This is a genomic window from Paenibacillus polysaccharolyticus, from assembly GCF_900102085.1.
In the GTDB taxonomy this organism is placed as follows: Bacteria; Bacillota; Bacilli; order Paenibacillales; family Paenibacillaceae; genus Paenibacillus; species Paenibacillus polysaccharolyticus.
In genome coordinates this window covers 422,645-443,794 of record NZ_FMVM01000001.1, presented here as the reverse complement: position 1 = coordinate 443,794, position 21,150 = coordinate 422,645, and the positions used below count along the sequence as shown (strand labels likewise).

The window sequence follows — 21,150 nt, the reverse complement described above, 5'->3', positions numbered from 1 at the left end:
ATCCAAGGAAAGGAGCACATGCCATGACGGACATTATTCTTGAAATGAAGAACATTACCAAAACGTTTCCGGGCGTCAAAGCGCTGGAGAACGTCAACCTGAAAATTCGGGAAGGCGAGATTCATTCCATCTGCGGCGAGAATGGCGCAGGCAAGTCTACGCTGATGAAGGTGCTTAGCGGAGTATACCCGCATGGAAGCTATGAAGGGGACATTTTGTTCCGCGGTAAGACGTGTGAGTTCAAAGATATCAAACAGAGCGAGGATCTGGGCATTGTCATTATTCATCAGGAGCTCGCGCTGATCCCGTATCTCTCCATTGCGGAAAATATATATCTGGGCAATGAGCGTGCAAGCAGAGGCATCGTGAATTGGAAGGAAACCTTTATCGGGACACGTGAACTACTTGGCAAAGTAGGTCTGAATGAAAACCCGAACACGCTGGTATCCAGCATCGGGGTAGGTAAGCAGCAACTGGTTGAAATTGCGAAAGCGCTCTCCAAAAAAGTACGTCTGCTTATTCTGGATGAGCCTACGGCAGCGTTGAATGAAGACGACAGTGAAAATCTGCTGCAACTGATGCTGGAATTCAAAAAGCAGGGCATCGCCTGTATCCTCATCTCTCACAAGCTGAACGAGGTGTCCAAGGTCTCGGATGCGGTGACGATCCTGAGGGATGGCAAGACGATTGAAACGCTCGATATGAAAAAGGATAACGTCACCGAGGATCGCATCATCAGCGGCATGGTTGGACGGGACCTGACGAGCCGCTACCCTGAACGTCATGCCACCATTGGTGACGTGGTGCTGGAAGTGAAAGACTGGACGGTGTACCACGAGCATCAGGCCGAGCGCAAGGTGCTGGATCAGATCAACATGAACATCAGACGCGGCGAGATCGTAGGGATCGCGGGACTGATGGGCGCAGGACGTACAGAGCTTGCAATGAGTATTTTCGGCAAATCATATGGCCGTAACATCTCGGGGCAGCTGATCAAGGATGGCAAGCCGATTCAGAATAACAGTGTGACCGAGGCGATTCAGAATGGTTTTGCTTATGTGACGGAGGATCGCAAGGAATATGGCCTTATTTTGATGGATGATATCAAACGCAATATTTCCCTCACCGGACTTGGTAAACTGACCCGTAATGCCGTTGTGAACGAGCAGGAGGAAGTGCTGGTTGCGGAAGAGATGAAGAAAAGCATGAACATCAAGGCTCCTAATATCCTGCAGAAAACCGGGAATCTGAGCGGAGGTAACCAGCAGAAGGTGGTACTGAGCAAATGGATTTTTGCCGGGCCGGATATTCTCATTCTGGATGAGCCGACACGCGGGATCGACGTGGGTGCCAAGTTTGAAATTTATACGATTATCCACCGGCTTGCTGCCGAAGGTAAGGGTGTGCTGGTGATTTCATCGGAGCTGCCGGAAGTGCTGGGTTTGTGTGACCGGATCTATGTGATGAATGCCGGACGAATTACGGGTGAAGTCAGCAGGGAGCAGGCATCGCAGGAAACACTGATGAGATATATGACCAAGTCTGGAGGCGGTAAGCATGGAAACGGTAACTAAACTGTTCAAAAATAATATACGTCAATATGGCATGATCATTGCCCTTGTTGTCATTATGCTTCTATTTGAGGTGTTAACTAGTGGGCTGTTGCTCAAACCAATTAATATTACAAACCTGATTTTGCAAAATAGCTACATTCTAGTCCTGGCCATTGGTATGGTGCTGGTCATTATCACAGGGCATATCGACTTGTCCGTCGGTTCCATTGCGGCCTTTGTCGGTGCTGTAGCCGCCATTATGATGGTGGATTGGCAGTTGCCAGCTTGGCTCGCAGTCATTGCTTCCCTGCTGGTCGGTGCACTCATTGGTGCATGGCAGGGCTTCTGGATTGCGTATGTGCGGATTCCCGCCTTCATTGTTACGCTTGCCGGCATGTTGCTCTTCCGTGGTCTGACGATGATTGTACTGGAAGGGCAGTCGATATCCCCTTTCCCTGCCGGATTTCAAAAGATCAGCTCCGGTTTCCTGCCGGATGTACAATTCTCAGGCATGGGTCTGGTGTCCATTATTGTGGGGATTGCGCTCACGATTTGGTACATTGTGAATGAACTGCGGGAACGTGCTTCCCAGCGCAAGTATGGCTTTGAGGTGGTATCGCAAGGGCTGTTCCTGCTTAAGCTGATTGTAGTGGCAGCGGTAACGAACCTCTTCACGTTTGTACTGGCAAGTTATGCGGGTATTCCGAACATTCTGGTGCTTCTGTTTGTTCTGATCGTGGTGTATTCCTTTGTCATGAATCGTACCGTGATGGGACGTCATGTGTACGCACTCGGCGGCAATGAGAAGGCTGCAGGACTGTCTGGCGTTAAAACGAAAAAAGTAACGTTCTGGGTGTTCGTAAACATGGGTACACTTGCGGCTGTATCGGGTCTGATCTTCGCCGCACGTCTGAATGCGGCTACGCCAAGAGCGGGTACGAACTTTGAGCTGGATGCCATTGCAGCCTGCTTCATCGGCGGAGCGTCAGCTTCGGGCGGAATCGGTACCGTATTCGGTGCAATCATCGGTGGTCTGGTTATGGGTGTGCTGAACAACGGGATGTCCCTGATCGGCCTGGGTATTGACTGGCAGCAAGGAATCAAAGGATTGGTGTTGCTGCTGGCAGTGGCATTTGATATCTATAACAAAAATAAACGAGCTGCTTAAGAGTAGTGAGAGCTAAAGAAAGGACCCTGATCTAATGATCAGGGTCCTTTTGGTGCATAAGAACCATAAGTCGTCCACCATATGCCGTCCGTTATACTGCACAAGAAGCTACATCAGTGCTCCTATGAAACGTGTAGCAATCCCAAAGTAGATAAACAGGGATAGAATATCATTTAGCGTTGTAATTAACGGGCCGGATGCCACTGCGGGATCAACCTTGAAACGGCTGAGCAGGAGCGGGATGCATGTGCCTGTCAGTGTACCGATGATTAGCGTGAGAAACAGGGATACACCGATAATCATCCCGAGCAACCAGTCTCCTTGCCAGAAATAAGCAATGACCGTAATGAGCAGACCGCAGACAAGACCGATCATCGTACCGACTTTAATCTCTCGTCCAATCAGAGCGAGTACCGTTGACTTGTCCAGCTTGCGTCCAATAAGTCCGCGTACGACGACAGCAAGGGATTGCGTCCCTGTATTTCCCGTCATACCCGCAATCATAGGCATGAAAAACGCAAGAGCCACAACCTGATTCAGTGTATCTTCAAAAAAATCCACAATGCTTCCCGAGATCAAGCCAATCAATAACAGCAAAATAAGCCAAGGTAACCTGCGTTTGACCGCAACGAGCGGTTTGGTATCAAAATCAATATCTTTACCACCACCGCCCATTTTGGCGAGGTCTTCGCTGGCCTCATCCATAATGATGTCAATGACGTCATCCATCTGGATGATCCCGCACAGCCTATTATTCTCATCGACGACCGGAACGGCGATGAATTCGTAACGCTGGAGCAACTGGGCAGCCTCTTCCTGATCCATATCTACGGTGGCGTGAATGACACGTCTGGTCATCAGTTGTTCCACTTTGGTTTTGTCATCGGCCAGAGCAAGCGAGCGGTAACTAACGACACCAGCCAGCTTGCCTTCATCGTCAATGACATAAAGGTAACTGGACGGGGAGAGGTGCAGCGTACCTTGTGATTGCTTCAGTGCTTCCTTCGCTGTGTCGTGGGTGGACAACGTACGATAGCGGTCGGTCATGATCCGTCCGGCAGTTTCTGGTGGATAGCTGAGTACAGAGCGAATGATGGCGGAGTGATCCAGATTCATGCTGGATAACAATTCTTCCCTGCGTTTTGCGGGCAGGTCGTGCATGAAGCGAATGAGATCACTTTTGTCCATCTGCTGCATGACTTCCAGCGTACGCTCTGGTCCGAGTCGTTCAAACAGTTCAGCCTGCTCGTGCAGCTTTAAGTTTTCGGCCAGATCGGCAAGTGTATCCGGTTTAAATAGAAGAAGAAAACGATTCTTTTCGTCTTCAGGGAATTTTTTATAGATGAGTGAAAGATCATAGGGACGCAGTTCCTTCACCAGTTTATAGAATTCCGGCAGATTCTGGGATTGTACATGCTGTGTCAGTTGCTGGGTGATCTCCTCAACGGAGAGCTCTTTATTGGTTTGAGAACCGTTCATAATGACACTCCTTTCCTGAATGGTGCGCTTCATATTTTTAAACGGAATGCATTCGTTGTTAAACAATATTGAAATCTTGCTCAAACATTCGAGATGGGCTTACAAAAGAAAGCACTCAGGATATACTTGTTTTACAGTAATCAACGAGGAGGTCCAGTGCCCTTGGAAACCGATATTCGAACACAACTGCTCAGCGTGGCTGAGCCAGAATACCAGAAATTCGCTGCTTCCCTTATACCGAATATTTCAAACGTGATGGGTGTGCGCTTGCCGACGATCCGCAAAATAGCCAAACAGATTGCCGTTGCAGACTGGCGTACGTACCTGGATACGGCGCAGGATGAATATTTTGAAGAAGTAATGTTGCAAGCAATGGTCATTGGTCACGTCCAAGCAGATCTGGACGAATTGTTAAAACGTATTGCGGCTTTTGTACCCAAAATGGATAACTGGTCGGTATGTGACAGCTTCTGTGCCGGACTGAAATATACGAAAGTGCATATGGATGCGATGTGGGACTTCATTCAGCCTTATATCAAGTCGGATCAGGAATATGAAATCCGGTTTGGCGTGGTCATGCTGTTGAACTTTTATCTGGAGCCGCCTTATATTCATCAGGTGTTGCCGTTACTTGATCAGATTAAACATGAGGCCTATTATGTGAAAATGGCAGTGGCCTGGGCGATCTCGATCGCGTATGTGAAGCAACCTGAGGTGACCATGCCGTATTTGCAAAACAATACGCTTGATGATTTTACGTACAACAAAGCACTCCAGAAGATTACGGAATCGTACCGCGTGACACCGGAGGACAAACAAGTGATCCGCAGCATGAAACGCAAGGTGAACAAACAGACAAGTGCCCCCAAACAGACAAGCTCCTGACTCAGATATATATAAAGAAAGGTCGAATATGAAATGAGACAAAAGATGATGTATGCCACGATGTTGCTGGACAGTCGTCCCTGGAGTCTGCTTGCGACCGAAAAGGGACTGTGCCGGATCGTTATGCCGAACGAAACGCTGGAAGACTGGCACGGCTGGATTAGTAAAATTGCCCCGGGTGTTAAACTTGAAGAGAATGAGCAGGCATTAAGACAGACGGGCATGATGGACTGGCTGGAGTCCTATTTTGCAGGGGAAAAGACAGCTTACACAGAGGACATCCCGCTGGACCTGATCGGTACCGAATTTCAGCAACAGGTATGGAAAGCGCTCGGGCGTGTGCCATACGGTGAGACACGTACCTATGGCGATATCGCTGCCGTGATCGGACGACCTTCGGCTGTGCGGGCTGTAGGTGCGGCGAACGGGGCGAACCCCATTCCAGTGTTACTGCCATGCCACCGGATTATTGGTGCCAATCGCAAGCTGACGGGTTTTCGTGGTGGTCTCGAGATGAAGCGCAGATTACTCGATATTGAACAAATTGAGGGCGTGACAGATGGCGGACATGCACGGTTTAATTTTTAATTAAAGAGAAAAGAGAAGAGAGAAATGAGGGAAAGACAATGCAACAGCAACAGGTATTCTGGCTGACCAATGTAAGATTGGAACAAGGATATATTCATGAAGGAGCAGAGGTGACGGGCACACAAACGGGTCTTGCTCATCTGCGGATTGAGAACGGAGTTATTGCTGCCATTGTGGACGCAAAGGCGCAATGGACAGAAGAATTGCCGCGAGTGGATGGCAAAGGTTTGTTATTGTTGCCTTCGTTTGAAGAAGCACATATTCATCTGGACAAAACCTATTATGACGGGCCATGGAAAGCGGTCAGACGCAGCTCCAGCATCTTTGATCGTATTGAAGAGGAGAAGGTATTACTACCCAAATTGTTACCCGATGCAAAACGGCAGGCGGAAAGCATCCTTGCACTAATACAGGGTTACGGCTCTACACACGTTCGCGCGCACTGCAATATTGAGCCAGTCAGTGGATTAAAACGTTTGGAAGCAACCAAGCAAGCCCTGGAAAATTACACGGGTAAAATATCTTCAGAGATTGTCGCGTTCCCTCAGCATGGGCTGTTGCGATCCAGCTCGGTCGAACTCATGGGACAAGCCATGACAGAGGGGGCAACACATGTAGGCGGACTTGATCCGTATACCGTAGATGAGAACATCGAAAAATCGCTGCATACCATGGTGGAACTGGCAGTCAAACATCAGGCAGGGATCGATATGCATCTGCATGATGGTGGCGAAGCTGGCAAGCAAACGTTACTGGAACTTGTAAGGCTGACTGAAGAAGCAGGGCTACAGGGTCAGGTGACGGTTAGCCACGCGTTCTGGTTTGCAGGAGCGGAGAAACAGGAAGCCGAGGAGATGGCGAGCCGCATGGCATCGCTGGGAATGAGTGTGGCTTCAACCGTGCCGATTGGCAGAACGATGATGCCGCTTCCGATGTTGCAACGTGTGGGTGTAAACGTGAAACTGGCGACAGACAGTCTGACGGATCACTGGTCTCCTTTTGGTAGTGGAGATATGCTTGAAAAGGCTGGACGCTTCGCCGAGCTGTATGGATATAGCGACGAGTTATCGTTGTCCCAGTCAATAGCTACGATTACGGGCGGAGTGACTTCGCTGAATGCAGCAGGAGAGAGCGTATGGCCAAAGGCAGGCGATGTAGCAAGCTTTGTTCTGGTGCAGGCGAGTTGTGCAGCCGAAGCGGTGGCAAGGCGATCTGGAAGGCTGGCTGTGTGGTATCAAGGACACTTGGTAAGTGGATCGCTAGCGTAACAGGCATCCCCTTAAGATGTAATGAACAGAATAAAGGTTAAAGATTAAGCTACGGATACCGTGGCTTTTTTTGCATGAATAGGCATGAACCGTGTGGAACTATTTTAGTTCAACATATATAGCCCATATAGAGGAAGAATTTATACGCATAACCCACATTCTGGGTTATGATAGATTATGATTTTACTATTGAAGCAGTCATAGTTGAAGGAGAATGAGATATGCGTGATAACATGATGGAGAAACAAGTCACTTTGCAACCGATTACACAGGAAAATAAAAGTGAGTGCATCCTTCTGCAACCGAAGGAAGATCAGCTCACACTGGTAGCGAGCAATGCGGATTCCTTAATCCATGCGACCAAGGAAGTAACTTCAAGACCTTACGGGATCTATGCAGGGAATGAGATGGTCGGGTTTATTTTATTTGATAACGAGATCTATACAGATGGGCATTATTGGATTCTTCGTTTTATGATTGATGGGAAACATCAGGGTCAAGGTTATGGGAAACGTGCCATCCAGGAAGTTATTCACATGTTGCAGGAGCGAAGGGATTGTCGGCAAATCAGGGTATCTCATATCCCGCATAATGTTGCGGCTAATGCACTGTACAAGCGTTGTGGGTTCCAGGAAACGGGTGAGTTGGAGGATAACGGCGATATTATTTTAGGTTATCAAGTTAGAGAGTAGAGGTGGCAAAAAATGATCAGAGAAGCCGAAGCCAGGGATGCAGCAACTATTGACAAATTGTACAGGGAGCTGTTGCCCAACCACGCGCATACTGAGGTGCTGGCTGAACGAATTGAAGAGATCAGGCTTCATGAACACAGCTTCCTTTTTGTGTACGAAGTCCGGGAGCAGGTGGTAGGTACGGCACATTTACATATCTGCCTAGATGCTCTGGCAGGAAATCGGCCATTTGGTTTGGTTGAAAGGGTCGTTATGTCTAGCGAGGTGCAAGGCAACGGATACGGAACAGAATTAATGGAACATGTGGAACAGGTATGTTTGCAGATGAATGCATCCAAGATCCTCCTCGCTAGCGGAGCTTCCAGGCAAGGGGCCCATCAATTTTATCAAAAGCTAGGATACGATGGCGAGTCCAGCAAAGCCTTTAAAAAATATCTATAAATTTATTTCCAGAAGAAGGACTAATCCAACAAGATGATAGATAAACATGATCGAATTTTGAACAAAAGATTTATTGCCTTAGCATTCACATTGCTGCTTATGACGTTATGCTGTCTTGGCATTGCGGTGTATCTGCGTGCAAAGTCAGGCTCGAGTATGTATGCCTTCCTAGACTGGGATATGTTTCTGGCATGGGTTCCGTTTCTCATTTCAACGATGATTGCTCTTATCTTTCGACGTAAGGCTGTGAGACCCGGATGGCTGGGCATGACGTTGACAGGTTTGCTCGGTCTGATCTGGCTGTTCTTTCTGCCTAACGCGGCCTATCTGTTTACAGAAATGTTGCATGCATTCCGGTATTTTAGTGCTCAGCCGGAGAGTGCTTTTTGGTTCGAGATGGATTTCTGGTACAGTCTGACCCTTACGTTTGGTATAGCTATTTTAGGGTTGATGCTCTCCACATGTTCTATAAGGCAAATAGAACATGTGCTGCAATTGTTCGTACACAGGTTCGTTTGCTGGATTATTGTCGGATTCATTTTATTTCTAAGTGGTCTGGGCGTATATATCGGGAGATTTAATCGCTGGAATTCATGGGATATCGTGTCCAGACCTGGGCAGGTTGTTATGGATTTGATGAATGATTTTATTTCAGAAAGCGGTCTTCCGGTGGCGTTTGTTACGCTGATGTTTGTGATCCAGGCATTTGCATATGTCATTATTTCATTGATAAGTTCAAGAAAGGATATGCCGAGATAGAGTTTATTTCCTAATAGCAAGGAGTAGCCTCAATGAGAGTGATCATAAACCGCTTTCGTTTAATGGAACAGTTAACCAAAATCGTCCGTTTTGTTTCGTCTAATGAGCATGTTAAAGTGCTTGAGTGTGTATATATGGAGGCGGTTACAGATCGGATCAATCTAATTGGTGGTAATGGCACCACTTTTTTGATGACGAAGATCCTTGATGAACATATCCAAATTCAGCAAGTGGGTAAAGTTGCAGTTCACGCGAAACTTCTGGCTGACATTGTGCGCAAGATGGACGAGGATGAGATCATGTTATCCGCCGAGACTATGGGGAGTAATCGCTTAAGGGTCACCACCCTTTCGAACAGATCAACCTTTATTCTCAAGCTGTTGCAGACCGATGAATATCCATTTCCAGAACAGATGCAGGATCATACGTTGTTTACTATCCATGGAACAAATTTCAGAGATGCCATTCGTCAAACCTTGTTTGCGGTTCAGAAAAAAGAACATATGCCTACACTTACAGGAGTGAAGATGGAGGTCAAGGATCATACATTAATCATGATTGGCTGTGACCGATATCGGTTGGGCAAGGTAGAGCAAACGTTAGCCTCCGAGGTGACCGCCACAAGTGAAGTAGTTATCGTTCCCGGTCGAACCCTTAATGAACTTGAGAAACTTATCGGGGATGACCTTATTCATGTGAGATGGTGCAGAACAAAAATCAAGTTTATCGGTAACGATTTTGAGCTTATTACTCATTCCATCACAGGAAACTATCCAAACGTTGATATAAGTGAGGATTCGGCTTATGTCGCTCGTTTCGTCGTGCATACATCTGCTCTTGTTTCAGCATTGAATCGGGTTGCGATCATTGCATCTCAGGAGAAAACCAATCTGATACAAATGAACGTGCAAGCGGAACAAGTTGTATTCGATGCCTCAAGTCAAGTGAATCAAGCCTTGGAGTCTCTGGATATTCAGAATTATCTAGGGACGGAATGTAAAGTATCGCTGAATGTGGGTTATGCATTGGAAGCTTTGAAGGCTCTGGGTGCAGAGCGGGTACAGATACAGATTAATCAAGGGATGCAGATGATTCTTTTCACGTCAGAAGAAAAAAGCGGAGTATTGCAGTTAATTATGGCGGCTCGAACAGCTGGCTGATTTTGTTAAGTCTGCTCTTAAATAGAACTAGAGAGTTAGGAATCGGAAATATCCATACTACCATTGAGGAGGTACAACATGAAAGATGCTTCTGATTTTATCCATCAATTGCCCAGCATTTCTGAATGTCAGCGAATCTTCAAGGCAGTAGCAATGCTGGATGCGATTCTAATGCCAGAATGGGAGTACAGGTATTATTCGTACAATGCACAGTGGGATGCGAATGAACAGATGGCTTCGATGCGAGACGGGGAAGGAGATCACTATTTCGCGTTATTTGATTCGAGCAATAGTTTAATCATCAAAGGTTACGACAAAGCTTATGCTTCCCTACATCAAGATCAACTTGGTGATGTATTGGAGGGTGTGCCGGCAGATTTCAAAAAGACGTTTCTGGACGAGCCTGCTTTTATGATGAATCAGACCAGCTTCTGCATCTGGAATGAAAAGGGAAATAATGAATGGATTTCGAGTCAACAGCTCGCGGATGAACCCTATGCTCTACTTCAAGTTCTTGTGGGCGGTGCGGAGCACTACCATGCATGGGCCCAGAATTACTACGAGATTGAACTTGATCTAGAGCTGATCCGGCATGTTTTTGACATGAAACCGTTAAACGAACAACTGTTGCAGGCATTAAACCCGGAGATCGAGTTAGATGAGTTGGAAGAGGACATTGCAGAAATCGGATACCCGGCTTAGGAGGAAGGACATATGCATTTAACAGAATGGTCTGCAGATACACTTCAATATGATCTGTCGGATGAATACTCGATTCGCCTTGCGGATGTTACGGAGTGGAGATTATTTTGTACCATCTATTATGATATGGGTTATGTCGGATTTTTCAGGGAAGAAGAGTTCAGTTCCACAAGGTGCAGCGCGTACTGGATCTATCGGGGGGAAAGTAAAATAGGTGGTGTACGAATGGAGCCTAACAAGATGTATCATTTGTTTCTCATTCCGCCATTCCAGCAAGGCTTTGAGATCGTCAAGCTGCTGAAACAGAAATTAATGCAGTGGTCGGATCGGAGTAAACGAATTCTGACATTTGAGATTCTACCAGGTCAAGTGGACTGGTTTGCGAGAGCGGGATTTTGGCCGGCCGAATTCAGATGCCGCTGGATGCAGCGTCCTACGGATCATTTCGAGGTGGATTGGGACAGCAGGGTGACTGTTAAGAGCCCAGAGATTATTGGAAAAGAATCAGGTGGCTTCAAATATGTAAACGAAGAGGAAATCGCCCAGTGTGATCTGGAGAGTTTTGTTGGAAGTTTGGAAGCAACGCGTAGAAAAAAATTCTCTCTTGAAGATTTTGCACCTGACGAAGATCCTAACTATACAAATGAAATCCTGACTCAGGCATCTACATTGGTACACGATCAAGCAACGGGTCAATTGGTCGCCAACTGCCGCTTATGTCTACAGGACAATCAGGCTGCGGTATACAGTATAGGCGTAATCCCCTCGTACAGAGGCAGAGGAATTGCTACCCAAATGTTACAAAGAGCATTAACGATGCTCAAGGGGCACTATCCATTTTTGCGACTGTATGTGATGGAAGGCAATGATGCCGAGTCTGTATATCTGAATTTAGGTTTTGTGCAAGGTGTGCAGGAGATTCAGACGATGTATATTCCTGAGGAGAAAGCGGAATGAAGGTTGCCATTTTAACCGATATTCACGGAAATGCTCCCAGGAGTTCCTTATGACAACAGGTAGCATCTTCAAGCGTATCGAAAAAGAAAATTATTAACGACAGGGGCGATCTGGTGAGATCGCCTTATCTTTGTTGAAGAGGTGAGGGTATGATTCATGATTTAAAAGGGGAGGAAAATATGCCTTCTGTCACGGGGATGCTTTTCGCCGCGGTTAAAGAGAACAGTGATCGTCTGAAATCCATCACGGATTCCATGTCACAGGATGAGGTCGATTACAGAGGACCTGGCAACCTATATAACAGTACAGCTCAGTTACTGAGACATATCACGTTCGTTGACCTGAACTGGGTGTATCGCATCAAAGGAAAAACGTTACCTTACGATATGTTGGAGCAATACGGTCCCATGATTGATGAAAATAACAAACTTCCTTTCATAGCGGGGATATCCAGAGACACACTTATTTCTCAACATCAGTTGATCATGAACATGCTACAGGAAACATGCACAATTCTTACGGATGCGGATATGGATATCGTAGTTACTTTCGGGCATACGAATGAAAAGCAAGCTTCTGTTCGCTGGGGACTTTGGCACATGGCTGACCACAATCGTTATCATCAGGCGCATATAAATCAGTTGCGGAAATGGTTCCACACTCATACATCTGATCGATGAAGGGAGGGCGCAAATGAATAAATGATAAAATAGGTTGTAACTAAAGTTCAATTCAGGTTGTTTTTATTATAAGAATAGTGGGAGCCCGTGGAAACGTGGAACAGAAGATTATTGAAAATCATAATTCGGTGTTGAGCATGTTTGCTCATGTGGTGGACATGGCACACATTACGAGGTGATGAAGAATGAATAACACACGAAATATCAAACGATTTTGGTTGGTTATGGGCACTGTGGTAGCAGCGCTAGCCCTGTACTTCGTGTATATGAACAACCGGTTTGTGGATATTGAAACCCCTTTATCTAGCGCGGAGATTGTCCGTGCAGATACGAGCAAAGCGATATATACCAAGGGTGGCAGCGGAGTACAGATCCGTTTTGATGCAGCTGTTTTAAATGAAGCAGAAACAAGCAGAGTTGTTGATTGGTTGAATGAAGCTCCAGCGTCAGCGAAGACGGCTGTAGATCGCATTGAGGGCAGCATTCATATGGGCATCGCTCTGAGATTGAAACATAACAATCAGGTCATGATACAATACAACGGCAAACAGATTTATGTTACGAAGATTGGCCGTTTCAGCAAAATTTCGAGGTACGCACTGCACCATCAGGCGTTGGAGAGTTACCTGGATCAAGAGCTGGAGGGAACCTATTACGGAGGAAATCTGGCTAAGGAGGAACAGGGGGAGACATAATGAAGATACATAAAAAAATATTCAATTTGTCGGCTTGGCTCGCTGTATTGGCTGTCTTTTTTATTCCGGGAACGCTGAATAATGATAACGAACCTTTACGAACCGAGTATGGATTCCCGCTTCGTTTTTTGACGGACTATCATGTCTCGAATTCAAACGGATCAATCTGGTTTATATCCAATATGCATATTAATTTACTGGTTTATTTCGTGAATGTTCTATTTATTTATGCTGGAATACATGTGATTGTCTATATCAAAAAAAGATTAACTAACAAATCAGTGGAATGAATAATAATTTATTGAATTGATCAAGAAGCTATAATGACCTAAGTACAGCAACATAGGAGGCTACGGTATGGAAACCTTTTTTCGATACAACTGGATCGTACGTGAACAGTGGTATGCATGGTGTGCAGACCTGCCGCCAGAAGAATTACTTCGACCGCGTATAGGTGGTGTGGGAAGTATCCTGAAGACTTTTTTTCATATCATTGATGTCGAGTGGAGCTGGCTTCAACTGCTACAAGGAAAACCGGATACTGCGGAGGATTTTGCAAACTACCAGACGCTCGAAGCTGTTCGTGAGCTGGACCGCAAGCTACATCAAGATGTAGAAGCATTTGTTTTATTGTGGGAGCCGAGCATGGAAAAGAGAACTTACATCGACCGTCGAACCGACGGACACGTGCATATCGATGCTTGGGGCGAAGTTATGCGTCATGTAATTGCACATGAAATTCATCATATAGGGCAGTTATCTGTATGGGCAAGAGAACTTGGCCGAGAGCCCGTATCTGCTAATGTTATAGGCAAAGGATTGATTGAACCTAACCATGGTAAAGGGCCGTGAGGTGAGTACAAGTGATACAACTTAGCAGTATTCGCTGGGTTCAACTGGATGAAGCGATTCGGCAAGGAATAGGTCAGGAGCATCGGATGATCCCGCTTAAGCCTGGATTGGAAGCGGATGTTATGCGTGTTGAACTTCATGATCAGCTGTATGTACTGAAAATCTGGAATAAGGACTCACGCCCGGATATTAGAAAACAATATCAGTTGTTGCACGAGCTGAGTCAAAGCGGGATTCAGGTTTCCAAGCCATATGGCTGGGGAACAGATGAACATCAGAATCAAGTGCTACTAACAAGTTACGATGGTGTGCCGGTTACCCGACTAGATCATGGAATATTAAGACGGCTTGCTCAGACTTTAAATGATATCCACCAGCATACAGTCCGTGTTAAAGAGCCACAAAGGAAAGAAGCAAAACAAGATTACATTCCTCATTACAATTTTATTGACTATTTTTTTCCTCAGGTTGCTAAGCACCAAGATATCCATCACATTGTTCATGACTTGATGAAACGTATAAAGGTCAGACAGGATCACTTCATTCATGGTGACTATAACCTAGGAAATATTCTAGAGATGAATGGAAAATACACCGTTATAGACTGGACCAACGGACAGTACGGAGATCCGAGATATGATGCGGCATGGTCTGTTTTTCTAATTACCATCTATAACGAAAGAGAGTTGGGAATGTTTTATCAGACCGAATTACGAGCTCTTGCCGGCGATACTCTGGATGAGGAGGAGGGGTTTGAAGCATTGGCTTGGTTACGCTGGGTGCTGCTTTCTCGTGAAGGTCATGTTCCTAGAAATTCAGAAGTCATGCGACGTGTGTTGAATATAGCTGTTCGTAACCCTTACCTCCAAGCAGACTTGTTGTAAATGAAACATCCCCTCTATAGAGCATTTCCTTTAAGTTCCAAAAATACGATTTGGTATTCGAAATATCTTTTTAAGGTGGCCTACAAGCCTGTCCTAAACTCGCATTTTCTGCATACCTATGGTAGTAGAGGAGCGTGATGAGTAATGGAACAGAAGGTACAGACTTACTTTGAACTGAAACAGCAGCAGAAAGAGATCGAACAACAGTTATCTGTATTGAGAGATGAGATTGTGGCATACTGTGCGCAGCAAGGCGTATATGAGACCGAAGTAGGCGGATATAAGGTGAAAACGGTGCTCCAGCACCGCAAGGAATATGACGATCAGAAGCTGTACGCATCGTTGCCTGACCCAGAGATCTGGAGGCTGCTGTCCAAGGTGGACAGCCATAAGCTGAAAAGCCTGATCAAGCTTAATGTACTCTCTGAAGAACAAGTCAGCCCGGCATGTACAGTGAAGCAAGTGACTTTGCTACAGATAGACAAGTTATAACGTATATTGCCTGCATTTCTTCTTTTTGTGCTGAAATTGGTAGAATTTCAGGGGGGAGAAGGTTTATTTTGTTCAGGGAAAGCGCATTCATTATCCGTTATGATGAAGAAATAAATCTGCGAGGAGGAACCAGGATGTCTACCGAAATTCCGTCCCTACATACTGCTTATGCCGATGCGTTCAAGATAGGTGCAGCAGTACATACGAGAATGCTACAATCCGAAGGGGAATTTATTGCGAAGCACTATAATAGTGTTACTGCGGAGAATCAGATGAAGTTTGAAGAAGTTCATCCGCGAGAACATGAATATACGTTTGAGGCAGCAGATGAGATCGTTGATTTTGCAGTGGGCCGTGCGATAGGTGTACGTGGTCACACGTTGGTATGGCACAACCAGACGCCGGCATGGGTGTTTGAGGATGCTTCCGGCGGACCGGCTTCGAGGGAACTGATGTTGTCCCGCTTGAAGCAGCATATCGATACCGTTGTTGGCCGTTACAAAGGACAGATCTACGCATGGGATGTGGTAAACGAGGCGATCGAAGACAAGACTGACGTGATCATGCGAGATACAAAATGGTTGCGATTGCTGGGAGAAGATTACCTGGCACAGGCATTCCATATGGCTCATGAAGCTGATCCTGATGCATTGCTGTTTTACAACGATTACAACGAGACTAATCCGGTCAAACGGGAGAAAATATACAATCTAGTAAAATCACTGCTGGATCAAGGGGTTCCGGTTCATGGTATTGGAATGCAGGGTCACTGGAATATTCATGGACCGTCCATAGAAGAGATCCGTGAAGCCATTGAACGTTATGCTTCACTGGATGTACAGCTTCACGTCACTGAATTGGATGTATCTGTGTTTCAACATGATGATACGCGAACTGATCTGACAGAGCCAACGTCTGAGATGATGGAGCTTCAGGAGAAACGGTATGAGGAGATTTTCAAGCTGTTCCGGGAGTATCAATCCAATATTACTTCTGTAACATTCTGGGGTGCGGCTGATCATTATACGTGGTTGGATCATTTCCCGGTACGTGGCCGCAAAAACTGGCCATTTGTGTTCGATACCAAGCAGCAACCGAAGGATTCATTTTGGCGCATTCTCGGGCAAAAGTAAGAAGAAAACTAAGGCAAAATTTCAGGCTCAATTTAGATATACCTTTAAGCTAAGCATACAGCGCTCTGCTGAGTGTTTCGGAATTACAGCCTTACATGCGGACCCCATAAAAAGGGGTAAGCCTGTAAGGCTTTTTTGAAGTATCTTATATATAGAGCAGATTTATTCGAATAATAGCATTGTCACATGGACGGTACGATGCCATACTGGAGAAAAAAAGGGGAAATGGCAGGTGAATCCAATGTACAAGGTCATTGTAGCAGATGATGAGCCGTTTATGCTGGAAGGCTGGAAAACGATGATCGATTGGCAAGGCTGCGGATATGAGTTGTGTGGAACTGCGACCGATGGAGAAGAAGCACTGGAACTGATCAATCATGTAAATCCGGATTTGGTGGTAACCGATATCCAGATGCCTGTGCTTGATGGGCTGGGGTTGATCCGAACCATGCGTGAAGAGTTAAAATATGATTCCCAGATCGTGATCGTAACAGGGTATTCCGAGTTTGGTTATGCACAGCAGGCGATACGATATCGGGTGAATGAATATGTGCTCAAACCTTTGGTGCCAGAAGAAATTCACGAGTTATTACGGAATCTGATCGTACCGCTGGATACCCAGCGGCAGGAAATAGAGATCAAGCTTGCGGAAGAGCAATATCACGCCATGGAGATGCTGGACTCAACTACGGATGACGACGGCATGTTGGATGAGGCGGATCTGGAGAAAATGGCATCGCGGGCACGGCAGTTTATCGCGTTAATCGAGGCAGGAGATGTAACAGGCGTTGCTCGCATTGTTGATGATATGCTACAGGAGATACAAGAATCTCGGGCCGCGATGATCTGGGCTCAAAGCGCAGTCAGATACATCCATGGAGAACTACTACGCAGATATAGCATGATCGGAGCAGATCAGACTCTTCTCCAAGTGCGAACCTGGCATCATACAGAGAGTTGGTTCATGGGGGACTTGAAGAAATTGTTTATTCGGATTACGGAAACGTTTGCTTCAATGGCTCAGGCTGATCCAGGTTCCAGTGGTCTGGTGGCAGAGGCTGTCCAGTATCTGAAGGAGCATTATCGTACCAAAATCAAGCTGCAGCAGCTCGCTAATCACATTCATGTCAACTCGGCTTATCTAGGTCAGCAGTTCAAGCGTGAGATGGGAGTCAGCTTCAGTGAATATGTTCATCGTCTTCGTATTGAAGAGGCACGCAGGATGCTCCGCCGAACCAATATGAAAATCTCAGATATTGCATTTGAATTGGGCTATCATGATGCGGAGTATTTTACAGAAAAATTTAAAGCGCTTACAGGTGAGCTTCCATCTCTATATAAAAACAACAACCAAGGGTGATTATGTGCATAAGAAGAAGAGGACTTTTCATACGGTAAACGACATCCCCCTTCGATATAAATTTCTGCTGATCTATGTGGTCAGTATTCTGCTACCGATTATTGCGATTAATCTGTTTTTCTATCAACGAACATCTGCAGATATCAAAGTACGGGAACAGGAAAATCTGCGCAAATCGATTGATAGAGCCGCAGGAGAATTGGTTGGTATGATTGATGAGAGCGTGGCGCTAAGCCGTATGATTGCCGCCGATGATTCCTTATATGAAGCTCTGGATCGTACCTACGCGTCACCTGTGGATTATTACAACGAATATCATGTTTTCCTGCGTGACAAATTGACACGGTATATGTCGGCCAATATTTTGGAAGTCCGAATTTATACGGATAACGATACCATTCAGACCGGTAGTCACTACATCGTCATGAAGGACAAAACGACGTCGTTGCCGGGCATGGAGCAGTTAAATCAAGCAAACGGCGATATTTTAGTTATTGATTACGAAGAACAGTCTGGATTTAGCCGCGGGAAGCGAATTAGTGTCATTGGAAAAATGAAGACATTTACTTCATATGCTACCTACGCGAAGTATTCCAAAATTGATCTCGAAGTGAATCGAATTTACAGCATCCTTAATCGGGAGACAAACAGCCTGCAGCTCAGACTTGTGGACGGAAATAGCCGTCCGGTCGTTTCCAGTGCACGCTTCCCGGCAGAGGGATGGTCTTCCGATGCGAAGTCCGAATATATCATGGAGAAGTCACTTGGTAATCTGGCTTATCTGGACGGCTGGAAGCTGATCGGTGTTGCGGATACGCGGCATGTGGATCAGTTGTTGGACGAAGCGCGTAATTCCATTTTGTGGCTGGCGATTATCAGTGTCATCGTACCATCGGTGCTCATTTACTTTATTTTGCGTTCGTACCACTACCGTATCCGTAAATTGTCAAGGCATATGGAGAAAGTGCGGAATGAACGTTTTGACCTGATCGAGATCCAGGAAGGTCGGGACGAGATTGGCGGGTTAATTCGCACGTTTAATATGATGATCAGCAAAATCCATTCCCTGATTAACGACGTATACAAACTGGAGATCAGGCACAAGGATCTGGAACTGGATCAAGTCCGAACGGAGTTATCTATGCTCCAGAGCCAGATGAATCCACATTTTCTGTTTAATACACTGAACGCATTACTCGTCGTAAGCACTAAAAACGGCTATACCGAAGTATCTGAGATTATTAAAAGCTTATCTTTACTCATGAGACAGTTGCTCAGCAGATCAGACAACTTGATCCCACTCGAAGAGGAGTTACAATTCACAACACTTTATCTTCAAATTGAGAAGTTCAGATTCGGAGAGTTGTTTGATTATACTCTGGATATTGATCCAAAGGCTGCGGGCAAACGTATTCCGCGTATGAGTATTCAGCCGCTGGTGGAGAATGCGTGCAAACATGGATTGCAAGCACGCAAAAATGGGCGATTAATTCATATTACCGCAAAGCTAGGTGAATCCGGACTGGTTATTCGGGTTATCGATAACGGGATCGGGATGGAGCAGGATAAACTGCGGCAATTAATACAGGACGTACGCTCGGATCAGGCGAAGGACGGTTCACATGTGGGCATTCGTAATGTCTATCGCCGCCTGGAATTATTTTATGAAGGGGATGCAACGTTCACGATTCGCAGTGAGAAGGGCAGCGGTACGGAAGCCGGATTTCATATTCCGACAGATAGACTGTGACTGATGAACAAAGGGGGACAGCAAGATGTATAAAGTTCTATTGGTGGATGATGAGCCGTTTGCGATTGAAGGCCTGCAGTTGTTAATTGATTGGCGAAAATTCGGTTTTGAAATTAACGGTGTGTGTACGAATGGAGAAGAGGCAGTCGAAGCGATCCGTACGAGTAAACCTGATCTGGTTGTCACGGATATTCATATGCCAGCGATGAACGGACTGGAATTGATTGAAGAGGCACGCCGTCTGGGGCACGATTCCACAATGTTTGTCATTACAAGTGGCTACAGCGATTTTAATTACGCGAGGCAGGCTATTCGTCTTGGCGTCAGCAATTACTTAACCAAACCTGTGGATACGATGGAAGCGGACGATATGCTGGAGCGACTGGCGCAGGAGTTGAAGGAGAAGCAAGAGCGTGAAGTTGTTCGTGAACAGGCCAAAGTACAGGAAACACGGCATGTTTTGGCTACACTGGTTACCGGACAGGAAGTTGAGGATGCAGAACAGATGGCTCACGATATCGCTCATTTGTATGAGCAAGCTCAGAAGTGGACGTATGTGAAAGTGAGATTTCAGCGTGCTGATTCTGGTCAGATTCGCTCGGTGATTCATGAGACCGTAAGCCGTGAACCGTGCTGTTATGTGGTGGAAAATGAACAGGATGCCTGCGGTATTGTCTGGGGTGAAGTGTCTTTAGAGTTAGAAACATGGCAAGGAAAAGATCATCGGGATTTTGCGGAAAGGTTGTTGTCTGACTTAAATGAAGTTGTTCCAGACGGAGTTCAGTTTGCCGTAGGTTTGCCTGTGCAGCAACCGGAAGCCTTATCTCTTTCCAGAAGTATGGCTGTCGAGACGGAGCGTTTTTTGTTTCTGCACCAAGGGAATCTGCTATTCGCCGAAGATCTTCAGGAACAACGTCTAAGATTTAATCCCGAATCTCTCCGTGAAGTGGATTTCATTATGGAGCATCTGGAGAACGGTTCGCCAGAACAATTAAGTCTGTCGATTAGAGAAGCATTCCATCAATTTGTAATGAACAAGACTGCACCTGAATTTGTGCACATATTCATGACCCAGATTTTATTCCGCGGTTTTTCTCTATGCAAGGAGCTTGGAGGAGAAACGAAGGATCTTTTGCTGGATACAGCCTTTCATTCCGATGACCGGTATCACTGGAACATCGAAAAATCAGCGAGTATGATGGAAAAGTTTTGCTTGAAGTGTCAAGCTGTGGCATCATCTCTACGTCAAAAACAGCTTGGTGGAACACAGGCGATGGTAGCTGAATACTTGCAAGCGCATTTTAGAGAGACCTTTACCATTAAGGAGCTTGCCGAGAGATTCTTCATGCATCCTGTGCATCTGGGCCAATCTTTTATGCGCAAATATGGCAAGGGTGTTCTGGACATGGTACATGATCTTAGGATAGAGGAAGCGATGAGACTGCTCAGAGATTCAGACGATGCTTCATGTGCGATTGCAGAGCAGGTTGGTTATAAGAGTTACCAGCATTTCCTGAAACAGTTCGAGCGCAGAACAGGGCTGAAGCCGGCTGAGTATCGCCTTAAGCATGCTAAGTAGAGCACATATAAGGAGGGTTGATCCGGTTCAAGACCTCCTGCAATTAAGGGGGGGAGATGCTTAAATCTGTTTA

At 45.9% G+C, this 21,150-nt stretch carries 22 protein-coding genes; 21 read left to right on the top strand and 1 reads right to left on the bottom strand.

Annotation, left to right across the window (positions count from 1 at the left end; genetic code table 11):
- The first annotated feature begins 23 nt into the window (after positions 1-23).
- Both mmsA and mmsB read left to right on the top strand, forming a co-directional pair.
- Complete coding sequence (gene mmsA, locus BLQ13_RS01900) at positions 24-1,574, top strand: multiple monosaccharide ABC transporter ATP-binding protein (RefSeq protein ID WP_090915390.1); 1,551 nt, start codon at positions 24-26, stop codon at positions 1,572-1,574.
- Positions 1,558-2,721, top strand: a complete 1,164-nt coding sequence (gene mmsB, locus BLQ13_RS01895; protein ID WP_090915387.1) for a multiple monosaccharide ABC transporter permease — start codon at positions 1,558-1,560, stop codon at positions 2,719-2,721. The genes mmsA and mmsB overlap by 17 nt, the downstream gene beginning before the upstream one ends.
- 108 nt (positions 2,722-2,829) lie before the next feature.
- On the opposite strand, the gene mgtE is transcribed toward mmsB, so the two are convergent.
- Complete coding sequence (gene mgtE, locus BLQ13_RS01890) at positions 2,830-4,200, bottom strand: magnesium transporter (RefSeq protein WP_090915385.1); 1,371 nt, start codon at positions 4,198-4,200, stop codon at positions 2,830-2,832.
- Positions 4,201-4,362: 162 nt separating this feature from the next.
- On the opposite strand from mgtE, the gene BLQ13_RS01885 reads away from it, so the two are divergent.
- The 19 genes from BLQ13_RS01885 (at position 4,363) to BLQ13_RS01795 (ending at position 21,077) form a co-directional block, all read left to right on the top strand.
- Positions 4,363-5,085, top strand: coding sequence for a DNA alkylation repair protein (locus tag BLQ13_RS01885; protein WP_090915383.1), 723 nt, complete (start codon positions 4,363-4,365; stop codon positions 5,083-5,085).
- A 33-nt stretch (positions 5,086-5,118) separates the two neighbouring features.
- The gene (locus tag BLQ13_RS01880) at positions 5,119-5,673 is read left to right on the top strand and encodes a methylated-DNA--[protein]-cysteine S-methyltransferase (protein WP_090915381.1); all 555 of its coding nucleotides are present in this window, start codon (positions 5,119-5,121) and stop codon (positions 5,671-5,673) included.
- Positions 5,674-5,711: 38 nt separating this feature from the next.
- The gene (locus BLQ13_RS01875; RefSeq protein WP_090915379.1) at positions 5,712-6,941 is read left to right on the top strand and encodes an amidohydrolase; all 1,230 of its coding nucleotides are present in this window, start codon (positions 5,712-5,714) and stop codon (positions 6,939-6,941) included.
- Between the two features lie 221 nt (positions 6,942-7,162).
- A complete protein-coding gene (locus BLQ13_RS01870) occupies positions 7,163-7,633 on the top strand; it encodes a GNAT family N-acetyltransferase (protein WP_090915376.1) in 471 nt (156 codons plus the stop codon).
- A 12-nt stretch (positions 7,634-7,645) separates the two neighbouring features.
- On the top strand, positions 7,646-8,074 hold the full coding sequence (locus tag BLQ13_RS01865) for a GNAT family N-acetyltransferase (RefSeq protein WP_090915374.1): 429 nt from the start codon (positions 7,646-7,648) through the stop codon (positions 8,072-8,074).
- Positions 8,075-8,107: 33 nt separating this feature from the next.
- The gene (locus BLQ13_RS01860) at positions 8,108-8,833 is read left to right on the top strand and encodes a DUF1361 domain-containing protein (protein ID WP_090915372.1); all 726 of its coding nucleotides are present in this window, start codon (positions 8,108-8,110) and stop codon (positions 8,831-8,833) included.
- 32 nt (positions 8,834-8,865) lie between these two features.
- A complete protein-coding gene (dnaN, locus tag BLQ13_RS01855) occupies positions 8,866-9,993 on the top strand; it encodes a DNA polymerase III subunit beta (protein WP_090915370.1) in 1,128 nt (375 codons plus the stop codon).
- Between the two features lie 78 nt (positions 9,994-10,071).
- The gene (locus BLQ13_RS01850) at positions 10,072-10,695 is read left to right on the top strand and encodes a hypothetical protein (RefSeq protein WP_090915368.1); all 624 of its coding nucleotides are present in this window, start codon (positions 10,072-10,074) and stop codon (positions 10,693-10,695) included.
- Positions 10,696-10,707: 12 nt separating this feature from the next.
- Complete coding sequence (locus BLQ13_RS01845) at positions 10,708-11,652, top strand: GNAT family N-acetyltransferase (protein ID WP_090915366.1); 945 nt, start codon at positions 10,708-10,710, stop codon at positions 11,650-11,652.
- 149 nt (positions 11,653-11,801) lie between these two features.
- Entirely contained in the window at positions 11,802-12,332 is a 531-nt protein-coding gene (locus BLQ13_RS01840) for a DinB family protein (protein ID WP_090915365.1), read from the top strand.
- Between the two features lie 185 nt (positions 12,333-12,517).
- Positions 12,518-13,027, top strand: a complete 510-nt coding sequence (locus BLQ13_RS01835; protein WP_090915363.1) for a hypothetical protein — start codon at positions 12,518-12,520, stop codon at positions 13,025-13,027.
- Positions 13,027-13,317 carry a hypothetical protein gene (locus BLQ13_RS01830; protein WP_090915361.1) on the top strand — a complete coding sequence of 97 codons (291 nt, stop codon included), beginning with the start codon at positions 13,027-13,029 and terminating at the stop codon, positions 13,315-13,317. Before BLQ13_RS01835 ends, BLQ13_RS01830 begins: the two co-directional genes overlap by 1 nt.
- Positions 13,318-13,384: 67 nt before the next feature.
- A complete protein-coding gene (locus BLQ13_RS01825) occupies positions 13,385-13,879 on the top strand; it encodes a DinB family protein (protein ID WP_090915359.1) in 495 nt (164 codons plus the stop codon).
- 11 nt (positions 13,880-13,890) lie between these two features.
- On the top strand, positions 13,891-14,763 hold the full coding sequence (locus BLQ13_RS01820) for an aminoglycoside phosphotransferase family protein (protein ID WP_090915357.1): 873 nt from the start codon (positions 13,891-13,893) through the stop codon (positions 14,761-14,763).
- Between the two features lie 144 nt (positions 14,764-14,907).
- Positions 14,908-15,255 (top strand): hypothetical protein, encoded by a 348-nt coding sequence (locus tag BLQ13_RS01815; RefSeq protein ID WP_090915355.1) that lies wholly within the window; start codon positions 14,908-14,910, stop codon positions 15,253-15,255.
- A 134-nt stretch (positions 15,256-15,389) separates the two neighbouring features.
- Positions 15,390-16,388, top strand: a complete 999-nt coding sequence (locus tag BLQ13_RS01810) for an endo-1,4-beta-xylanase (protein WP_090915353.1) — start codon at positions 15,390-15,392, stop codon at positions 16,386-16,388.
- Between the two features lie 241 nt (positions 16,389-16,629).
- Positions 16,630-17,748, top strand: a complete 1,119-nt coding sequence (locus tag BLQ13_RS01805) for a response regulator transcription factor (RefSeq protein ID WP_090915695.1) — start codon at positions 16,630-16,632, stop codon at positions 17,746-17,748.
- Between the two features lie 4 nt (positions 17,749-17,752).
- Positions 17,753-19,498: a sensor histidine kinase gene (locus BLQ13_RS01800; protein ID WP_244159176.1), complete on the top strand. Its 1,746-nt coding sequence runs from the start codon at positions 17,753-17,755 to the stop codon at positions 19,496-19,498.
- A 25-nt stretch (positions 19,499-19,523) separates the two neighbouring features.
- The gene (locus BLQ13_RS01795) at positions 19,524-21,077 is read left to right on the top strand and encodes a response regulator transcription factor (protein WP_090915348.1); all 1,554 of its coding nucleotides are present in this window, start codon (positions 19,524-19,526) and stop codon (positions 21,075-21,077) included.
- Positions 21,078-21,150: the final 73 nt, after the last annotated feature.